11 protein-coding genes are annotated in these 17,693 nt (G+C 59.6%); 2 read left to right on the forward strand and 9 right to left on the reverse strand.

Going from position 1 to position 17,693, the window contains the following annotated elements; all coding sequences use genetic code 11:
• Window positions 1-230: 230 nt before the first annotated feature.
• The 4 genes from QZ302_RS04595 to QZ302_RS04610 all read right to left on the reverse strand — a co-directional run bounded on the left by QZ302_RS04595 (window position 231) and on the right by QZ302_RS04610 (window position 7,855).
• Window positions 231-2,531, reverse strand: coding sequence for a family 20 glycosylhydrolase (locus QZ302_RS04595; protein ID WP_294592995.1), 2,301 nt, complete (start codon window positions 2,529-2,531; stop codon window positions 231-233).
• Between the two features lie 39 nt (window positions 2,532-2,570).
• Window positions 2,571-2,918 carry a 30S ribosome-binding factor RbfA gene (gene rbfA, locus QZ302_RS04600; protein ID WP_294592996.1) on the reverse strand — a complete coding sequence of 116 codons (348 nt, stop codon included), beginning with the start codon at window positions 2,916-2,918 and terminating at the stop codon, window positions 2,571-2,573.
• 761 nt (window positions 2,919-3,679) lie between these two features.
• Entirely contained in the window at window positions 3,680-5,815 is a 2,136-nt protein-coding gene (locus QZ302_RS04605) for a thioredoxin family protein (RefSeq protein WP_294592998.1), read from the reverse strand.
• Window positions 5,816-6,187: 372 nt separating this feature from the next.
• A complete protein-coding gene (locus QZ302_RS04610; protein ID WP_294593002.1) occupies window positions 6,188-7,855 on the reverse strand; it encodes a glutamine--tRNA ligase/YqeY domain fusion protein in 1,668 nt (555 codons plus the stop codon).
• Window positions 7,856-8,231: 376 nt separating this feature from the next.
• On the opposite strand from QZ302_RS04610, the gene folB reads away from it, so the two are divergent.
• Both folB and QZ302_RS04620 read left to right on the forward strand, forming a co-directional pair.
• Window positions 8,232-8,588: a dihydroneopterin aldolase gene (gene folB / locus QZ302_RS04615; protein WP_294593004.1), complete on the forward strand. Its 357-nt coding sequence runs from the start codon at window positions 8,232-8,234 to the stop codon at window positions 8,586-8,588.
• Between the two features lie 119 nt (window positions 8,589-8,707).
• Entirely contained in the window at window positions 8,708-11,239 is a 2,532-nt protein-coding gene (locus QZ302_RS04620; RefSeq protein WP_294593006.1) for an adenosylcobalamin-dependent ribonucleoside-diphosphate reductase, read from the forward strand.
• Between the two features lie 292 nt (window positions 11,240-11,531).
• Here the strand turns inward: QZ302_RS04620 and QZ302_RS04625 are convergent, their stop codons facing one another.
• From QZ302_RS04625 to QZ302_RS04645, 5 genes are all read right to left on the reverse strand, one after another.
• Window positions 11,532-11,690: a hypothetical protein gene (locus QZ302_RS04625; protein WP_294593008.1), complete on the reverse strand. Its 159-nt coding sequence runs from the start codon at window positions 11,688-11,690 to the stop codon at window positions 11,532-11,534.
• 164 nt (window positions 11,691-11,854) lie between these two features.
• Window positions 11,855-12,613: an ATP-binding cassette domain-containing protein gene (locus QZ302_RS04630; protein ID WP_294593010.1), complete on the reverse strand. Its 759-nt coding sequence runs from the start codon at window positions 12,611-12,613 to the stop codon at window positions 11,855-11,857.
• Window positions 12,610-13,353 (reverse strand): ABC transporter permease, encoded by a 744-nt coding sequence (locus QZ302_RS04635; RefSeq protein ID WP_294593012.1) that lies wholly within the window; start codon window positions 13,351-13,353, stop codon window positions 12,610-12,612. The genes QZ302_RS04630 and QZ302_RS04635 overlap by 4 nt, the downstream gene beginning before the upstream one ends.
• A gap of 27 nt (window positions 13,354-13,380) precedes the next feature.
• Complete coding sequence (nadA, locus tag QZ302_RS04640; RefSeq protein WP_294593015.1) at window positions 13,381-14,328, reverse strand: quinolinate synthase NadA; 948 nt, start codon at window positions 14,326-14,328, stop codon at window positions 13,381-13,383.
• 124 nt (window positions 14,329-14,452) lie between these two features.
• Entirely contained in the window at window positions 14,453-17,389 is a 2,937-nt protein-coding gene (locus QZ302_RS04645) for a TonB-dependent receptor (protein ID WP_294593017.1), read from the reverse strand.
• Between the last annotated feature and the right edge of the window lie 304 nt (window positions 17,390-17,693).

The raw sequence follows: 17,693 nt of genomic DNA on the forward strand, positions 1-17,693 counted from the left end.
CCGAAATCGCTGAATCGCTTCTTTAGGCGTGGCGCGCGGTCTAGGCACTTCCCGGCTGGAACTGTTCTTTCTGTGAACAGAAAGAACCAAAGAAACTTTAGAGCGCATCCCTGCGGGATGCTTTGGCCGTGTCTGCCCGAATAAGACAAAAACCAGCATCGATATGGCAGCTTCTACCTCGGTTCTTGGTTCGGTTGCCTGTCGTGGTGCGAACGAGGCGGCAGGCCGGATCAGTGCTTCAGACCGGTCAGGGTGTGGAGCTCCGGTTCGGACGGGGTGGCCCAGCGCAAGGTGAGCTCGCCGCCGTTGTTCATGTCGAAGTATTCGACGCGAAGACGGTGCCATCCCGCGGCTAAGGCGCGCTGGGCGGTGCGGGTCACAGGGCCGTGAGGGCCGTCGTTGTCGATCAGCAGCTCGTCGTCCAAGAAGAGCCGCGATCCGTCGTCGGACATCAGTTCGAAGGTATAAATCCCGCTCTCGGGGGCTTCGAGGTAGCCGGTGTAGATCAACCCCAGCCATTCGGTAATCCGCGGAGGAATCGCCACGCTGTCGAGGGTGTAGCTCCGCACGGCTTTCGCCCGTTCGATCTCTTCGCATTTCCGACCCCGGAAGTCGTGGTAGAGCATCCGGACGCCGTTCTCTAACTTGCGGTCGGGCAGGGGCTGGGCCGGTGAATAGGTCTCTTTCCGATATTCGGCCCGTTGCATGGCGCCTGCGGTGCCGTCCGGCCGGAAGGGACGGAAAATGAAATGGGTCGATTCGGTCACGGTGATCGGCCCGGTGTACAACGGCGATTCGAGGGTGGGGAAGGTGCCGTCGGTGGTGTAGCGCACGTCGATGTTCGGCAGCAGGCGCTCGATTTCAACGACGGTGGTGTCGGCGAAGACGTTGAGGTCGTTGAAGCCGGTTAGGTCGGGTATCCGGTAGTTGATGCCGCGGCGATCCAGGTAAGGTGCCTGGGCGGCGAACCGCTGTTCGAAGTCGGCCCAGTTCTTGGCTTCCGGCCGGGCCCATGCCATCTCGCTCAGGGCGAGCATCCGGGGCATGACCTGATATTGCATCCGCCGTTCGCTCGGGATGCGTTCGCACCAGACGTTACCTTGTACGCCCCGGATCCGGGCCTGTTGCTTCGGTGTGAGGTGCCATTCGGCTCGGTAGGCGGTGGGCTCGGTCTCGTAAATCCGCTTCAGGTCGCGACCTTGTTCGATGAAGTCGAGGTAGAGCAGGAAGTCGGGGCAGATGATGACGTCGTTGCCTTGGGCGGTGGCGGCGGTCACGGCGCCGGGGGCCCAGTCGCGCCACCACATGACGGTGGCGGTCGGCGAGAGGCCGCCTTCGACGATCTCGTCCCAGCCGATCATCTTTTTGCCGTTAGACCGGAAGTGGGATTCCATGTCGTGAACGAACCAGGCCTGGAGTTCCTGTTCGTCGGCGAGGCCGTAGGTCTTGATCCGGGCCTGGCAGTCGGGACAGTTTTTCCAGTTGGTCTTTTCGACTTCGTCGGCGCCCAGATGCACGTATTCGTAGGGGAAAAGGGAGAAGACTTCGCTGTAGACGTTCTTGGCGAACATCAGGGAGGAGTCTTTGCCGGGGCAGAGGGGGGAGGAGAAGCTCTTCCCCCAGGAGGATTCGCCGGTGCAGGTGATCCACGGGTAGCCTTGCTGGGCGCCCATCAGGTGCCCGGGCATGTCCAGTTCGGGGATGACGTCGATGCCGCGGGCGGCGGCGTAGGCGACGATGTCGCGAATGTCGGACTGGGTGTAGAAGCCGCCGTAGAGGGTGTCGCCGTTTTCGATGCGGAGCAGTTCCGCGGGGAGCTGCATGTCGGGATTGTCTTCACGGGCGGCCATGGCGAGGCATTCGCGATCCTGGCTGTTCAGTTTCCGCCAGGCGCCGCTGTCGGTCAGCAGGGGGTATTGTTTGATCTCGATGCGCCACCCCTGGTCGTCGGTCAGGTGCCAGTGGAATTTGTTGAATTTGTAGGTGGCCATCAGGTCGAGGTAGCGTTTGACCTGGTCGACGGTGTAGAAGTGGCGGCTGACGTCGAGGTGCATGCCGCGCCAGCCGAATCGAGGGGAGTCGCTGACGGTGATGTAGGGGATTCGGCTGTCGGTCGGGTCGACGGGGACGAGTTGCCGAAGGGTGGCTATACCCATGGCTACGCCGCGCGGACTGGCGCCGCGGATGACGATGCCGTCGCGATCGACGGTCAGGGTGTAGGCTTCGGGATTCGGGTCGTCGAGGCCGAGGTGAAGGTTGATGTTCCCGGTTTCGGCTCCGGGGGCGGTTTCGAGTTGAAGGGCGGAGGAGCTCCGCAGGGCTTCGGTCAGGTAGTTCGCTACGGGCTCCAGGGAGGAGTCGGCGGAGACGGTCATGCCGCTTTTCAGTTTATAGTTTCCGTCTCCGCGGGTGACTGAAACGGGCTGGGGGATCAGTCCGGCTTCGGGCAAGGGGAGGGGTTGACGACCGCAGGAGTTGCCGAGAAGCAGCATTAAGCCACAGGCGAGAGGGGCGAGCAGGGTGGTTTTCATGGTGTGTCCGGGGTAGGTTGTCTGGGTGTGTGGGTGGGGTTATTCCTGAATCAGTTTCTCGATGCGTTCGACGTATTCCAGGGAGTCATCGATGGCGAAGGCGATTTCGGGAACGATCCGGAGTTGGTTTTTCACGCGTTTCCCGAGTTCGAAGCGGATGGTGCCGGCGTGGTCGTGCAAGGCGGCGAGGATCGGGGCGCCTTTGTCGAAGGGGAAAACGCTGAGGTAGATTTTCGCAAAGCCGAGGTCGGGGCTGACGCGTACTTTCGATACGGTGACCATGGCGCCTTGTACGAGATGGCGGGCTTCTTTCAAAAAGATGTCGCTGAGGTCTTTCTGTATCTGGCGGCCGACTTTCTGCTGTCGGGTGGTCTCTTCTTTTTCCATATAATAATAGTGTTTGTTGTTTGAGTCTTGCGGAGCGTGAGGCGGGGGATAAAAGCAAGGCCGAAACCCTGCGGCTCTTTGAGCCGCTCGGGCCGGAGCCACCCCCGGCGTAGGCCTGCAACTTCGCGATGCTCGTTTCCGGCCTCGCTGGCTTCGGCCGGCTTTGGATTGAGGCTGTCTTACGCGCGCCGGGGAAATCTTGTCCAAACGCGCAAGCGCATTTTGACGATTTCCCTCTTTAGGCGTTGGCGCGCGTCTGTCCTACGGGAGGGTACTGCCCTTATGTCGGGCGGGCGGTGCCTCCCGGCACTCAGAATGGGCAGCCTCAGCCCCAATTCTTTGTCCGCGCGCTTTGGGGAAATCTTGTCAAAACGTGCCAGCACATTTTGACGATTTCCCTCCTAAGGCGTGGCGCGCGTTTGTCCGACAGGAGGGGACTGCGCTCGGGCCCCACGTCCCGTGGACGGGCAAAACTGCGTTTTGCTGCGGCAGCCTCTACCCCCGTTCTTTGTCCGCGCGCTGGCGGAAATCTTATTCAAAGCGCAAGACACTTTGAATGATTTCCTACTCCAGCAGTCGCGCGCGGTTAGGCTAAGAAAGAATAGTAACGGCCGCCCGCCATGACGCGAACGCGTCGGCCGGGCAGGCCCTGCTTAAATAAGGCAGTGATAACCCTAGTAAAAGCCCCTGTGGGGCCCCGTGGTGGGCGAATGGCTGTGTCGGCCCAAATCTTCGCCCCGTTCTTTGTTCGTGTCTTGCTGCTACCGCGCGTTGCGGCGGTAGGCCTGAAGGCCGGATTCCAAAAAGTTGATGAAGCCGTTCACGTTCAAATCGTATGACCGAGGGGTCACCAACGGCTTCCCGTCGTTGTTCAGCAACACATAGTAGGGCAGGGCGTTGATCCCGAAGCGTTCGATCTGGAAGGCGGCGTTGATCTTGCCTAAGGTCTTCCGCACTTTCCCGTCGGGGGTGGTCACCCAGTCGCTCTCCGGCAACTGCTTCTTGTCGTCCACGTAGAGGGCGATAATCACATAGTTGTCGCGCAGCAGCTTCTGCACGGTCGGATCGCTCCATACGTTGGCCTCCATCTCGCGGCAGTTCACGCAGCCGTGGCCGGTGAAGTCGAGGAAAACAGGTTTCCCCACTGCGCGGGCATATTCCATCCCTTGTTCGTAGTCGAAGAATCCCTCCAAGCCGTGCGGCAGATGTAAGAAGTCGCTGTACTTCGGCGCACCGCCTTCGATTTTCGAGCGGTCGAGCGATGACACCGCCCCTCCGCCGGATGCAGATACCCCGCCCGCCGAAGAAGCCGAAAGGTTGAAATCCATCGTGGAGAGCGGCGGCAGATAGCCGCTCAAAGCCTTGAGCGGCGCGCCGAACATCCCGGGGATCAGGTATACGACAAAGGCGAAGGTGATGATGGCGAGGAATAACCGCTTCACGCTCACGTATTTCGTGTCGCTGTCATGGGCGAATTTCAGCTTGCCGAGCAGGTAGAGACCGAGCAGGAAGAAGATCACGACCCAGAGGGCGATGTAGACTTCGCGGTCGAGCAGCCCCCAGTGATAGGTCTGGTCGGCGACACTGAGGAACTTGAGCCCCAGCGCCAATTCGATAAAACCGAGAACTACCTTCACCGAATTGAGCCACCCGCCCGATTTGGGCAGGTTCTTGAGCAGCGAGGGGAAGAAGGCGAAAATGGTGAAGGGCAGTGCAAACGCTGCCGAGAAGGCGAGCATGGTGAAGATGGGTTCCCAGATCGCGCCCTGGGTCGACTTCACGAGCACGGTTCCGACGATCGGCCCGGTGCAGGAGAATGACACGAGCACGAGGGTCAGGGCCATGAAAAAGACGCCGACGAGGCCTCCTTTGTCTGCTTTGGAGTCGCTCCGGTTGACGAGTTTCGAGGGCATGGTGATCTCGAACGCGCCGAAGAACGAGGCGGCGAAGATCATGAAAATCAGGAAGAAAAGAATGTTCGGCAGCCAATGTGTGGCCAGCCAGTTGAAGATGTCGGCCGTCACCGAATCTCCGCCCACGAAGTAGGTGATGAGGATGATGGCGGCGATGGGAAGGGTGTAGAGGGCGACGATCGAAATCCCATAAAAGGTGGCCATAAAGCGCCCTTTTGCCTTATTGTCGCTCCCTTTCAGGAAGAAGCTGACGGTCATCGGAACCATCGGGAAGACGCAGGGGGTCAGCAAGGCTGCAAAGCCCCACAGGATGGCTTCGATGATGATGGTCCAGAAGCTTTTGCTTTCGTTCCGTTCGAGCCCTGCGAAGGAGGTTTCGCCGGAAACGGCGGCGGTGTCGGCGGTCGCTTCAGGGGTCACGAAGATGGCTTCGTCGCGCACCATCTTCCCTTCGGGATCTGCGGCGGCGGGCTGGTCGAGCGCGGCGGGGAGGGTGTCGAGTGCTTCGCCGGCTGCGGGTGTCGGCGGGGTCAGGGTGAGGGTGAAGTCTTCGTCGGTGGGGGGCAGGCAGCTCTCGTCGTCGCAAACTTGCCATTCGACGTTCCCTTTGATGGTGACGGGTTTACCCGCTGCGATGAGCTGGGGGGAGAATTTGAAGCGTTGCACGAATTTCGCGGAACGGGCGAAGTAGCCGATCTCCATGCCGAAAATCTCGTCGTGTACGCGGGTCGGTGCCGGGCTCTGCTGGATGCCGCCGTCGAGCGAAACGCCGTTCGGCAGGGTGAAGGTAAAGGTGGTGGCGTTGGGCCCTCCGTCATACGGCCCGATGTCGTACATGTGCCACGGCATGTCGATGTCGGCGGTCATCTCGGCTTGCTGGCCGGTGGCGGTGAAACGCCAGCTCACAGGCTGTTCGACCTGGGCGTGGGCTCCCGTCCCGAAAATCCCGAGGAGCAGGGTGGCGAGGGCAATTCTGAATCTCATAAAACGATGTTAGGTTCTGGTAAATATATATGTGCGGTTTTTTGTGACTCTTTGGTGACAGGCTGGAACTGTACCTTTTCTGAAGAAAAGGTACCCAAAAGACTTTTGGAGGATGCTTACGCATCCTAAAGCTGCCGGCGGCCCAAGTCTCGGACTGTTCGTTGGGCTGTGGTTTTCCGGCGCGGGCGTATTAGGGTAATACTCGCATTATAGCGCCCCGCCGAGAAAACCCAGCCCGACAGATTCACGAAGACTGAGGACTGCGGAGCCTAAGGCGTAGCGTAGCTATCACGAAAGTTCTTTGCGCCGCTTTCTTACAAGAAAGCGGCAGTTCTATCCGGCACAAAGAATGTCAGACAAATAACCCTACGGTTATTTTGCGGCGATCTTGGCCCACGAGTCCTTGAGGCCCACCGTCCGGTTGAAAACCGGGGCGCCCGGTTTCGAGTCGCTGTCGGCGCAGAAGTAACCCAGGCGTTCGAACTGGAACTTGTCGCCCGGGACGGCATCCGCTAGCGCCGGTTCGCAGTAGGCCTGTACGGTCTTCAGGGAGTCCGGGTTGAGGTTGTCGAGGAACGAGCCGCCCTCGGTCTGCACCTCGTCCGGGCTTTCAACGGCAAACAGGCGGTCGAACAGCCGCACCTCGACCGGTACGGCATGCGCGGCCGATACCCAATGGATGATCCCCTTGACTTTTCGTCCGTCGGACGAGCCGCCGCCCAGCGACAAGGGGTCGTAGGTGCAGCGCAATTCCGTGATTTCACCCGTGGCCGGGTCTTTCACCACCTCGTCGCACTTGATGAGGTAGCCGTACCGCAGCCGCACTTCGCCACCGGGTCTGAGCCGGAAGAATTTCTTGGGGGGCTCTTCCATGAAGTCGTCGCGTTCGATGTAGATTTCCCGACCGAACGGCACGTTCCGCCGGCCGGCCGATTCGTCTTCGGGGTTGTTGACGCATTCGATCTGTTCGACCTGTCCCTCGGGATAGTTGGTGATCACGACTTTCAGGGGGTTGAGCACGGCCATCCGACGCAAGGCGGTCTTGTTCAGGTCTTCGCGCACGCACCACTCCAGCAAGCCCAGGTCGATGACATTGTCGCGCTTGGCCACTCCCACCTTTTCGGCGAACATCCGGATGGATTCCGGCGTATAACCGCGCCGCCGCAGGCCGCAGATGGTGGGCATCCGAGGGTCGTCCCAGCCGGAGACGTATCCCTCTTTAACCAGTTGCAGCAGTTTGCGCTTGCTCATCACGGTGTTGGTCAGGTTGAGCCGCGCGAATTCGTACTGGTGGCTGGGGAAGATCCCCAGTTGCTCGATGAACCAGTCGTACAGCGGTCGGTGGACGTCGAATTCCAGCGTACAAATCGAGTGGGTGATGCGTTCGATGGAGTCGCTCTCGCCGTGGGCGTAGTCGTACATCGGGTAGATGCACCACTTGTCGCCTGTCCGATGGTGATGGGCGTGGATGATGCGGTACATCAGCGGGTCGCGCAGGAGCATGTTGGGATGTCCCATGTCGATTTTGGCCCGCAAGACTTTCTCGCCGTCTTTGTATTTCCCGTCGCGCATCTCGGCGAACAGGCGCAGATTCTCCTCGACGCTACGGTTCCGGTACGGGCTGTCGACGCCGGGCTGGGTCACGGTTCCGCGACCCTGTCTGATCTCTTCCTGGGTCTGGTCGTCGACGTAGGCCAGGCCTTTCTTGATCAACTCGACGGCCCAGTCATAAAGCTGCTCGAAATAATCGGAGGCGTAGTGCTCTTCGGCCCACTCGAACCCGAGCCACCGAATGTCTTCCTTGATGGAGTCGACGTACTCGACGTCTTCTTTCACGGGGTTGGTGTCGTCGAATCGCAAGTTGCACTTCCCGCCGTATTTCCTGGCCATCCCGAAGTTCAAACAGATGGACTTCGCATGCCCGATGTGCAGATACCCGTTGGGCTCGGGTGGAAAACGGGTGTGGACGCGGGGCTCGCCTGCGGCGATCGATTGCTCGATGATCTCTTCTATGAAGTTCAGCTTGTCGGTGCTTTCCATAGGAATGTTCGCTTTGTTCTATCTTACAAAGATATTGTTTTTGTGTGTATGACCGGCTGGAACTGTTCTTTTTGTGAACAAAAAGAACCAAAAAAACTTCAGACGGATGCTTGCGCATCCTCCCGCTGCCGGCGGCCCAACTCTCGGGCTTTCTTTGGGTCGGGAGCAAACGGCGCGCATAGGGTTTAACTCTCATTAAGCGCGCCGTTGCCCCGACCCAAAAGCAATCACGAAGACTGAGGACTGCGGAGCGTAAGGCGTAGCGTAGCTATCATGAAAGTCTTTTGGGTACCTTTTCTTCAGAAAAGGTACGGTACCCTCCCGATTCCATACAAAAAACAGATAGTTTTGTCGGAAAGAATCAAATAGATAAGCTATGAAAAAGACAGTGATCGAGCTGGAGAACATGGAGTTTTACGCCTATCACGGGCATTACGAAGAAGAGCAGAGAGTAGGTAACCGGTTTCGGGTAGACCTGCGGTTCGAAGTCGACAGCGCGGAGGCCGCCCGGACAGATGAGCTCGCGACCACGGTCAGCTACCTGGACGTATATCAGAGCGTGCGGCGGCAGATGGAGATTCCGTCACACCTGCTCGAGCACGTCGCCGGGCGGATCGTGGAGGCGTTGCGGGCAGAGTTTCCCGCCGTGGGAGCCCTGCGGTTGAAGGTCTCGAAACTCGACCCGCCGTTAGGCGGTCAGGTTGAGAAAGTTAGTCTGGTGGTGGAAGATTAATCGGGTGATATACAGTCGATTAATTAAATGTTAATAAGTTTTTGGCCCCTGTGATTTCGGCAGGCGGAAAGGGCCTTACCTTTGTCTCCGGAAACCGAAATTCAAGACCAAAACATATCATGCAGGATCTTAAACAATATTCCTACGAAGAGGCCGTGGCCGGCGCGCGCGACTACTTCAACGGCGACGAGCTGGCGGCGACGGTGTGGGTCAGCAAGTATGCCCTGAAGGACTCGTTCGGCAAGATTTACGAATGTTCGCCGGAGCAGATGCACCGCCGGATCGCCCGCGAGTTGGCGCGGATCGAGGAGAAGTATCCCAATCCGATGAGCGAGGAGGAGATCTACGGGATGCTCGACCACTTTAAATACGCGGTGCCGCAGGGCGGGCCGATGACCGGGATCGGGAACGACCTCCAGATCGCCTCGATTTCGAACTGTTTCGTGATCGGACACGAGACGCCGGCGGATTCGTACGGCGGGATTATCCGCATCGACGAGGAGCAGGTGCAGCTGATGAAACGACGCGGCGGGGTGGGACACGACTTGTCGCACATCCGGCCGACGGGCTCGCCGGTGCTGAACTCGGCTTTGACCAGTACGGGGATCGTGCCGTTCATGGAACGCTACTCGAACTCGACGCGCGAGGTGGCGCAGGACGGACGACGGGGGGCTTTGATGCTGTCATTATCGATTAAGCATCCGGATGCGGAGCGCTTTATCGACGCGAAGCTGGAGCAGGGGAAGGTGACGGGGGCGAATGTCTCGATCAAGGTGGACGACGAGTTCATGCAGGCGGCGATCGAGGGAAAACCGTACAAACAGCAGTTCCCGATCACGGGCGACAAGCCGATGGTGTCGGGCGAGGTGGATGCGGCGGCGCTGTGGAAAAAGATCGTCCACAATGCCTGGAAGTCGGCGGAACCGGGGGTGCTCTTCTGGGATACGATCATCCGGGAGTCGGTGCCCGACTGCTATGCGGACCTGGGGTTCCGGACGGTGTCGACCAATCCGTGCGGCGAGATTCCGCTGTGTCCGTACGACAGCTGCCGGCTGCTGGCTCTGAACCTCTACAGCTATGTGGTCAAACCGTTTACGCCGGAGGCGCGGTTCGATACGGCCAAGTTCAAAAAGCATGTGCGCAAGGCGATGCGGATGATGGACGACATTATCGATATTGAGTTGGAGAAGGTCGATTCGATCATCGCCAAGATCGAGAAGGATCCGGAGGCGGCGGATATTCGGCGGGTGGAACGGGAGCTGTGGGGTAAGATTCGCGAAAAGGCGCTGATGGGACGCCGGACGGGGCTGGGGATTACGGCCGAAGGGGATATGCTGGCGGCGCTGGGGATGCGGTATGGGTCGGATGAGGCGATCGCGTTCGCGGCGGAGTTGCAGAAGACGCTGGCGGTGGAGGCTTACAGGGCTTCGGTCGAGATGGCGGGCGAACGGGGGGCGTTCAAGATGTACGACGCGGCGAGAGAGGCGGAAAATCCGATGATTCAGCGGGTTCGCGAGGCGGATCCGAAGCTGTACGACCTGATGGTGAAGCAGGGGCGAAGGAATGTGGCGATGCTGACGATTGCGCCGACGGGGACGACGTCGCTGATGACGCAGACGACCAGCGGGATCGAACCGGTCTTCTTGCCGGTCTACAAGCGGCGGCGGAAGGTCAACCCGAGCGATAAGTCGGTGAATGTCACTTTCGTGGACGAGGTGGGGGATTCGTGGGAGGAGTACAATGTCTATCACCACCATTTCCTGACGTGGGTCAAGGTCAATAAGGGGCTCACGGACGAACAGATCAAAAAGCTGTCGGACAAGGAGGTGGATAAATTGGTGGCGGAATCGCCGTACCACAATGCGACGTCGAACGATATCGACTGGGTGGCGAAGGTCAAGATGCAGGGGGCGATGCAGAAGTGGGTGGATCACTCGATCTCGGTGACTGTCAACCTGCCGAACGATGTGACGGAGGCGTTGGTGGACGAGGTCTACCGGACGGCCTGGAGGTCGGGGTGCAAGGGGGTGACGGTCTATCGGGACGGAAGCCGGGCGGGGGTGCTGGTCAAGAAGGACAAGAAGAAGGAGGAGGAAGATGGGATTCCGGCCAGCCGACCGATGTCGCTGGAGGCGGATGTGGTGCGGTTCAAGAACGGGCCGGAGGACTGGATTGCGTTCGTGGGGCTCTACAACCACAAACCGTATGAGATATTTACGGGGAAGGTGGATGAGGATGCGCTCTATTTCCCGAAGACGATCAAGAAGGGGAATATCATCAAGGTGATCGAGAAGGACGGGACGAAACGGTATGATTTCCAATATAAGGATAAGTACGGGTATGTGAATTCGGTGGGGGGGATTTCGCGCTTGTTCGACGAGGAGTTCTGGAACTATGCGAAGCTGATTTCGGGGGTTCTGAGGACGGGGATGCCGCCGATCGATGTGGTGAATCTGGTTTCGTCGCTCCGGCTGAACAGCGACACGATCAATACGTGGAAAAACGGTGTGGCGAGGGCGCTGCACAAGTATATCCCGAACGGGACGAAGCCGAAGGGGGGCAAAAAGTGTCCGGAGTGCGGGCAGGAGGCGCTGGTGTATCAGGAGGGGTGTCTGGTCTGCACGAATTGCGGACACTCGAAGTGCGGTTGATGAAGCAGGGTTGGTATAAATTCCTTGTTTTGTTTTGGGGTTCAGGGCCGGAGTATTCCGGCCCTGAATCGTTTCCGGTGCTGTGTGTTCGTTTATTCCGAGAGGCAACGCAACTGACGACCGTAGGCGCGACTGTATGTGTTGCCGGGGTCAAGGCCATGTGTGTGGAACCACAAGAATTGGCTGTAGGTATTGCTCACTCCGGTCGATAAACTGTAACCCTCGTTTCCTGCGCTGTTCGGTATGCCTGCAGAACCGCTGCGAAAGCCCGGGGCGGCTGCCTTGCCCCCGTTTATTCCGAGAGGCAACGCAACTGAAGACCGCGGCCACGGTAGTCCGAGTTGCTGGGATCGAGACCCTGCGAGTAGAACCACAAGAACCGCCCGTAGACAACACTGACCGCAGACGACCAGCTATAGCCGTAGTTGCCGACGGCGTTCAGAGCGCCCAATCGCCCATAATTGCCCGCGTCACGGTAGCCCGGGGCGATGGGTAGGTCGGATGGATATAAATAAATTACAGATCAAAAACAAAGGGGGTGTTGCACCCCCTTTCGCTATTGTTTCCAATATAAATATAAAAAATCGAAGTCAAGAGGGTGTTTCCAATCCCTGTCTATCGCTGTTGCATGTGCTTCACTTTGCGGGCCATGGCCGAGGCGAAAATGAAGTCTTCCAGTTCCCGGTTGTCGGCGGCGAGGATGTCGTCCTTCGTCCCTTCCCACCACTTTTTGCCTTCGTAGATGAAGATGATCGTGTCGCCGATCTCCATCACGGAGTTCATGTCGTGGGTGTTGATGATGGTCGTGATGTTGTACTCCTGGGTGATCTCCTGGATCAGGTTGTCGATCACGACCGAGGTCTTCGGGTCGAGCCCCGAGTTGGGCTCGTCGCAGAAAAGATATTGGGGGTTCATCACGATCGCGCGCGCGATGGCTACCCGCTTGATCATCCCGCCGCTCAGTTCCGACGGGTAGAGGTGTTCGGCGTTGGTCAGGTTGACGCGCTTGAGGCAGAAGTCGGCCCGGTCTTCCTTCTCGCTCTGAGACATGTCGGTGAAGAGGTCGAGCGGAAACATCACGTTTTCGAGCACGGTCGAGGAGTCTAACAACGCGCCGCCCTGAAAGATCATACCCAGTTTCTGACGGATCTCGCGCTTTACTTCGAGCGGGGCGCCGCTGAAGCAGAGGTCGTCGTAGAGGATCCGGCCGCTGTCGATCTCGTGCAGGCCGACGAGGCATTTCAACAGCACGGTCTTACCCGAACCGCTCTGACCGATGATCAGGTTGGTCTTGCCGGGCTGGAAGGTGGCGGTGATCCGGTCGAGAACGGGCCGCCCTTCGAAGGATTTGCAGACGTCGATGGCACGTATCATTTGGTCAGCATGATTTGGGTGAGAATCAGGTTGAAGATCAGGATCACGATGCTGCTCACCACGACGGCACGGGTGCTGGCGCGCCCGACTTCGAGCGAGTTGCCTTTGGCGTAGTAGCCGTAGTAGGCCGATACGGTGGAGATGATGATGCCGAAAACGCAGGCTTTGGTGATCGAGTAGCTGATATAGAAGGGGTTGACGGCGTAGCGAATCCCGGCGAGGTATTCGAAGGGGGGGAATATCTGGGTCGCCTCGACGACGAGGTAGCCGCCGATGACGCCGATGATCATACTCATGATGGTGAGCAGGGGAAAAAAGAGGGCCGAGGCCACCACTTTCGGCAGGATGAGGTAGCTGGCGGAGTTGACGCCCATAATCTCCAGGGCGTCGATCTGTTCGGTGATCCGCATGGTGCCGATCTCGGAGGCGATGTTGGAGCCCACTTTCCCGGCCAGAATCAGGGCGACGATCGTGGAGCTGAACTCCAGTACGATCGATTCCCGGGTGGCGTATCCGATGAGCATCTTCGGGATGAAGGGGTTTTCGAGGTTGTTGGCCATCTGGATGACGACCACGGCGCCCATGAAAACCGAGATGATCGCGACGATGCCGATCGAGTTCAGGCCGATGGATTCCATCTCGAACAGGGTGCGGCGGCGGTAGATCGAGAGTTTCTCGGGGCGCGCGAAGACTTTGCGCATCAGGGTGAGGTATTCGCCGGTCTCTTTGAATATTCGCATGGTCGTGCTGTGCTCAGAAAAAGGAGGTTAGACGAGGCCGAGGCGCTCGGAGATTTCGAGCATCCGCCGGATGGAGCCTTCGGCGCGCCGGCGGGTCTCTTCGGGGATGACGATTTCGGGTTGCAGGGTCTCCAGGGCGGCGGCGATCTTCGGCAGGGTCACGAGTTTCATGAAGCTGCAATTGTTGCATCCGCAGGCGGCGTCGGTCGGCGGGGCCGGGATGAAGGTCTTGCCGGGGGCGGCGAGGCGCATCTGGTGCAGGACGCCGGGTTCGGTCACGACGATGTAGGTGTCGGTCGAGGTGTCGTTCACGGCGTATTTCAATAGGCCGGCGGTCGAACCGACGTAGTCGGAGATGAGGACGATGGGTCGTTTGCACTCCGGATGGGTCAGCACTTTGGCGTGGGGATGGGTCTGTTTCAGCTCGAGGATCTTCTCGAGGGAGAACTCTTCGTGGACGTGGCAGGCGCCGTCCCACACGAGCATGTTCTCGCGTCCGGTGATGTTCCGGATGTAGTTGCCGAGGTTCCGGTCGGGCCCGAACAGAATGGGTTCGTCGGGGGGCAGCGAGCGGACGATCTCGACGGCGTTGCTGCTGGTGCAGACGATGTCGGTCAGGGCTTTGACTTCGGCGGTGGTGTTCACGTAGGAGATGACGGTTCGCCCGGGGTTCGCGGCGATGAAGGCGGCGAACTCGTCGGCGGGGCAGGAGTCGGCCAGCGAGCAGCCGGCGGCCATGTCGGGCATCAGGACGGTCTTCCGAGGGGAGAGGATTTTGGCGGTCTCGCCCATGAAGTGGACGCCGGCGAAGAGGATGACGTCGGCGTCGGTGGTCGCTGCCCGCTGCGACAGGGCGAGGCTGTCACCGACGAAATCGGCGATGTCCTGCACGTCGGAGTCGGTGTAGTAGTGGGCCAGAATGACGGCGTTGCGCTCGCGGCGGAGGGTGTCGATTTTCTCTTTCAAAGCATCCATAACAGGGCAAATATACGATTTTCCGCGGGTTCGGCGGCCATAAAAGCGGTTATAAAAAAGCGCCGTCGCTCCCTCGTTGAAGGAGAAACGGCGCGGATGGAGGGCATAGTATGCCGCGGAAGGGTTATCGGCGTCCGCCGGGGCCACCGCCGGGAGGCGGGCCTGCGGGGCCGCCTCCGTGAGGCCCGCGCTGCCAGCTCGAACGGTCGTTGGTGCCGTAGTTTTCGGCGGAACGGTTTTTCCGGGTGTCGAACTTGTAGGTGAAGCTGAGCATGAAGTAGCGCTTCAGTGTCCGGGTGAGGGTGGTCTGGGTGTAGGTGGCGTTGCTGCTCTGCCAGAAGGAGCGGTTCTGGTTCAGCAGGTCGTAGGCCGAAAGGCGTACTTCGGCTTGCTTGTATTTCAGGAACTTATACCCGATGGCGGCGTTCAGCAGGGCGTAGTGCTGGGTGTAGCTCGACTGTGTCCCGACGGAGTTGCGCCAGGTGGCGTCGGCGTTGATGAAGAGCCCTTTCCAGAGGAAGACGTTCAGGAAGGCGGCCAGGTCGTTGCCGATGTAGCGGTCGAAGGTGCGGTCGGCCTGACCCGAGGCGCGGTCTTTCTGTTTGCTGACGGTGAAGTTCAGCGAGGGACGGTAGGCGATGGTGAAATCCACGTTCTCGGAGATGTTGCTGGTCAGTGAGAGGTTCATTCCCATCCGGTTGCTGTACGAGAGGTATCTCTCGTGGTCTTCCATCGAGGGGGTCTTGGCGAATTGGTAGCGGAAGCCGATGTTCATGTTGCTCCGGATGGGTTGGATCCGGAAGCTGTAGATGCCGAAGAGGTTGGCGTTGACGTAGCCGTTGAGGTTCACCGGGGTGGAGACCTGGGCCCCTTTGACGACGGTAATTCCTTTGATCTCTTCGTCGTCGGTCAGGTAGCGGCGGTGGGTCGCGATGTAGTCCTGGGTGAGGTTGGCGAAGGCGAAGAGGTGGAAGTTGGTCGATTTCTCGGGGTTGGCGATGTTGTAGGAGACTTGCAACCGGTCGGTATAACTCTGTTTCAGGTCGGGATTACCGTAGTAGACCTGAAGGGGGTTGCTGACGTTCAGTACGTCTTGCAGCTGGTTGACGGTCGGGGTGGAGGTGCTCCGGCGGTATTCGAACTGGAGGCTTTGCATCTTGGTGGGTTTCCATTCGAAACGGACGCGGGGCAGCCAGGCGTCGAAGTGGTAGCGGTTCTCCAGCTCGCGGGGGTAGGTCTCGTCGTCGTTCAGGGTGGTGTACTGGTAGCTGAGCGAGGCGTTGAGGGTCATCTTATCTTTCTTGACCCAGTTGTAGCCGATGGTTCCGGCATGGCGGGTCTGGTCGCGGTTGAAGAGGTTCGAGGTGGTGGGGTCGAGCTCCAGTATCTCGTTCAGCAGCGGATCCCAGTCGTAGCTCAGGATCTTGGAGTCGGTCTTGTCGTAGCCGATGCGGTAGCTGAACTGCAAGCGGGAGGATGGCGACAGGGGTTCGGCGTAGCTCACGCGGCCGGAGGCGTCGAAGCCGGGGGTGCCGAGGGTCCCGATCTGGTTCAGGGTGCTGTAGGTCAGGTCGCCGGTGGCTTTGGTGTAGAGGTCGAGCAGCGAAAGGCCTTCTGCGGTCTCGTCGCCGGTCTCGTCCAGCGAGCCGTATTCGGATTGCTGGGTGCGGTCGCCCCAGCCGTTGCTGCCGCCGACGGAGCCGCCGACGGAGAGGGTGCGACCGGCTTTCCCGAAGCGGTGCATCCAGAAGAGGTTGGCGGAGGCGTCGTAGGTGCCTAATTTCGTGGCGTAGCGGTTGGCGGCGGTGTTGGTCTCCATGGCGTTGAGCCAGGTGCTGGTGAGGTTGGCGCTGTGGCCGTGGTTGGTGGAGTAGGTGACGCGCGGACGGAAGAAGATGCGGTTGGTTTCGTTGGGATTCCACTCGATCCGCAGGTTGGCGCGGTGCTGGTAGTTGTAGCCTCGGGTGGCGGTGGTGTCGTAGTACTGGCGGTTGCCTTCGGTGTTGTAGTTCTGGGTGATGGCGCGCCAGATGTCGGCGTTGACGTTGTTGAAGAAGTAGCTGCCGTTGATCTTCACTTTGGAGAAGTCGCCCTGGTAGTTGAGGCCGGCCATGGTGGTGGTCTGGATACCGCCGCGGACGCCGGTGGTGAACTGGCTGGCGTCGATGCCGCCGCCCATGCCGCCGCGGCGCCCGGTCATGGCGCTGGCGATGTCGTTCAGGGTGAAGCCCTGGTTGTTGACGTTGTTCCGCGCGGCGAGAATGGTCCACCGGTGGGTGGGGTTGAAGATGTTGGCGGCGGCGCCCAGCGAGTAGCGGTTGTCGGTGCCGTAGCCGGCGTAGACTTTACCGAAGGCGCTGGAGCTGACGCCGCTTTTGGTGACGATGTTGATGGCTTTGATGCGTTCGCCGTCGTCGAAGCCGGAGAATTTCGATTCGTCGCTCTTGTCGTCGAAGACTTGCATGCTGGCGACGACGTCGGCCGGGAGGGTCTTCAGGGCCAGGGCGGGGTCGTCGGCGAAGTATTCTTTGCCGTCGACGTAGACTTTGCCGACGGTCTGGCCGTGGACTTCGACGGCGCCGTTCTCGTCGGTGGTCACGCCGGGCATCTTTTTGAGGAGGTCTTCGCTGGATGCGTCGGGGTTGGTCTTGAAGGCGGCGGCGTTATATTGCAGGGTGTCGCCGCGCATGGTGGCCATGGGGGCCTGGGCGGTGACTTTCACTTCGTTGGTGGTGATGGCTTCGGGGAGCATCCGAATGGTGCCGAGGTCGACGGTGCGACCGGACGAGGGGTCGATCGGCTTGCGGTAGTCTTTGTAGCCGATGAACGAGATGCTGAGGGTGGTGCTTTTCTCGCGGCTGACGATGGTGAATTCGCCTTCCAGACCGGTCAGGACGGTGCGTTTGGCTACGTCGGGCTCGGTGGGGTTGATCATGACGTAGGCTCCGGGAATGGGTTTGCCGTCGTCGCTGCCGATTACTTTCCCTTTGATGGTGATGGGGGCTGCGGCTGCCAGGGCGGGCCATAACAGCAATCCGACCCATCCGATTACTCTTCTCATGCTACAAATCACGTTTACGTTATCTCTGGTTTTGAATGAATTTTCCGTTTATGCGCGCGAGGTGGGCCGGGGCCGGGTTATTTCGGGTGCTGTGCGGGCAGACCCGGTCCGCGCGACCCTACGGGTCGCAAGAGCAACGCCTCTTTGCTATGAGATTCGTCCTCGGCGCGCCTTGTTGATGCTGTTCGCCGCCAGCGGAGGCACAAAAGCAACGCCTATTCGCACTTGAGTTAAGCGGGTCGAAGCCTGCGGGGCCCACAGCAACGTCAGTTGCGGGCCTCCGCTGCGGGAGGCTTCGGCCCGC

Source organism: uncultured Rikenella sp., assembly GCF_910579375.1.
Lineage (GTDB): Bacteria > Bacteroidota > Bacteroidia > Bacteroidales > Rikenellaceae > Rikenella.

Coding starts and splice junctions, on each gene's coding strand:
- QZ302_RS04610 (WP_294593002.1), bottom strand. CDS start 7,855: ATGGAAAGCACCGACAAGCTGAACTTCATAGAAGAGATCATCGAGCAA.
- folB (WP_294593004.1), top strand. CDS start 8,232: ATGAAAAAGACAGTGATCGAGCTGGAGAACATGGAGTTTTACGCCTAT.
- QZ302_RS04620 (WP_294593006.1), top strand. CDS start 8,708: ATGCAGGATCTTAAACAATATTCCTACGAAGAGGCCGTGGCCGGCGCG.
- QZ302_RS04595 (WP_294592995.1), bottom strand. CDS start 2,531: ATGAAAACCACCCTGCTCGCCCCTCTCGCCTGTGGCTTAATGCTGCTT.
- rbfA (WP_294592996.1), bottom strand. CDS start 2,918: ATGGAAAAAGAAGAGACCACCCGACAGCAGAAAGTCGGCCGCCAGATA.
- QZ302_RS04635 (WP_294593012.1), bottom strand. CDS start 13,353: ATGCGAATATTCAAAGAGACCGGCGAATACCTCACCCTGATGCGCAAA.
- QZ302_RS04605 (WP_294592998.1), bottom strand. CDS start 5,815: ATGAGATTCAGAATTGCCCTCGCCACCCTGCTCCTCGGGATTTTCGGG.
- QZ302_RS04630 (WP_294593010.1), bottom strand. CDS start 12,613: ATGATACGTGCCATCGACGTCTGCAAATCCTTCGAAGGGCGGCCCGTT.
- nadA (WP_294593015.1), bottom strand. CDS start 14,328: ATGGATGCTTTGAAAGAGAAAATCGACACCCTCCGCCGCGAGCGCAAC.
- QZ302_RS04645 (WP_294593017.1), bottom strand. CDS start 17,389: ATGAGAAGAGTAATCGGATGGGTCGGATTGCTGTTATGGCCCGCCCTG.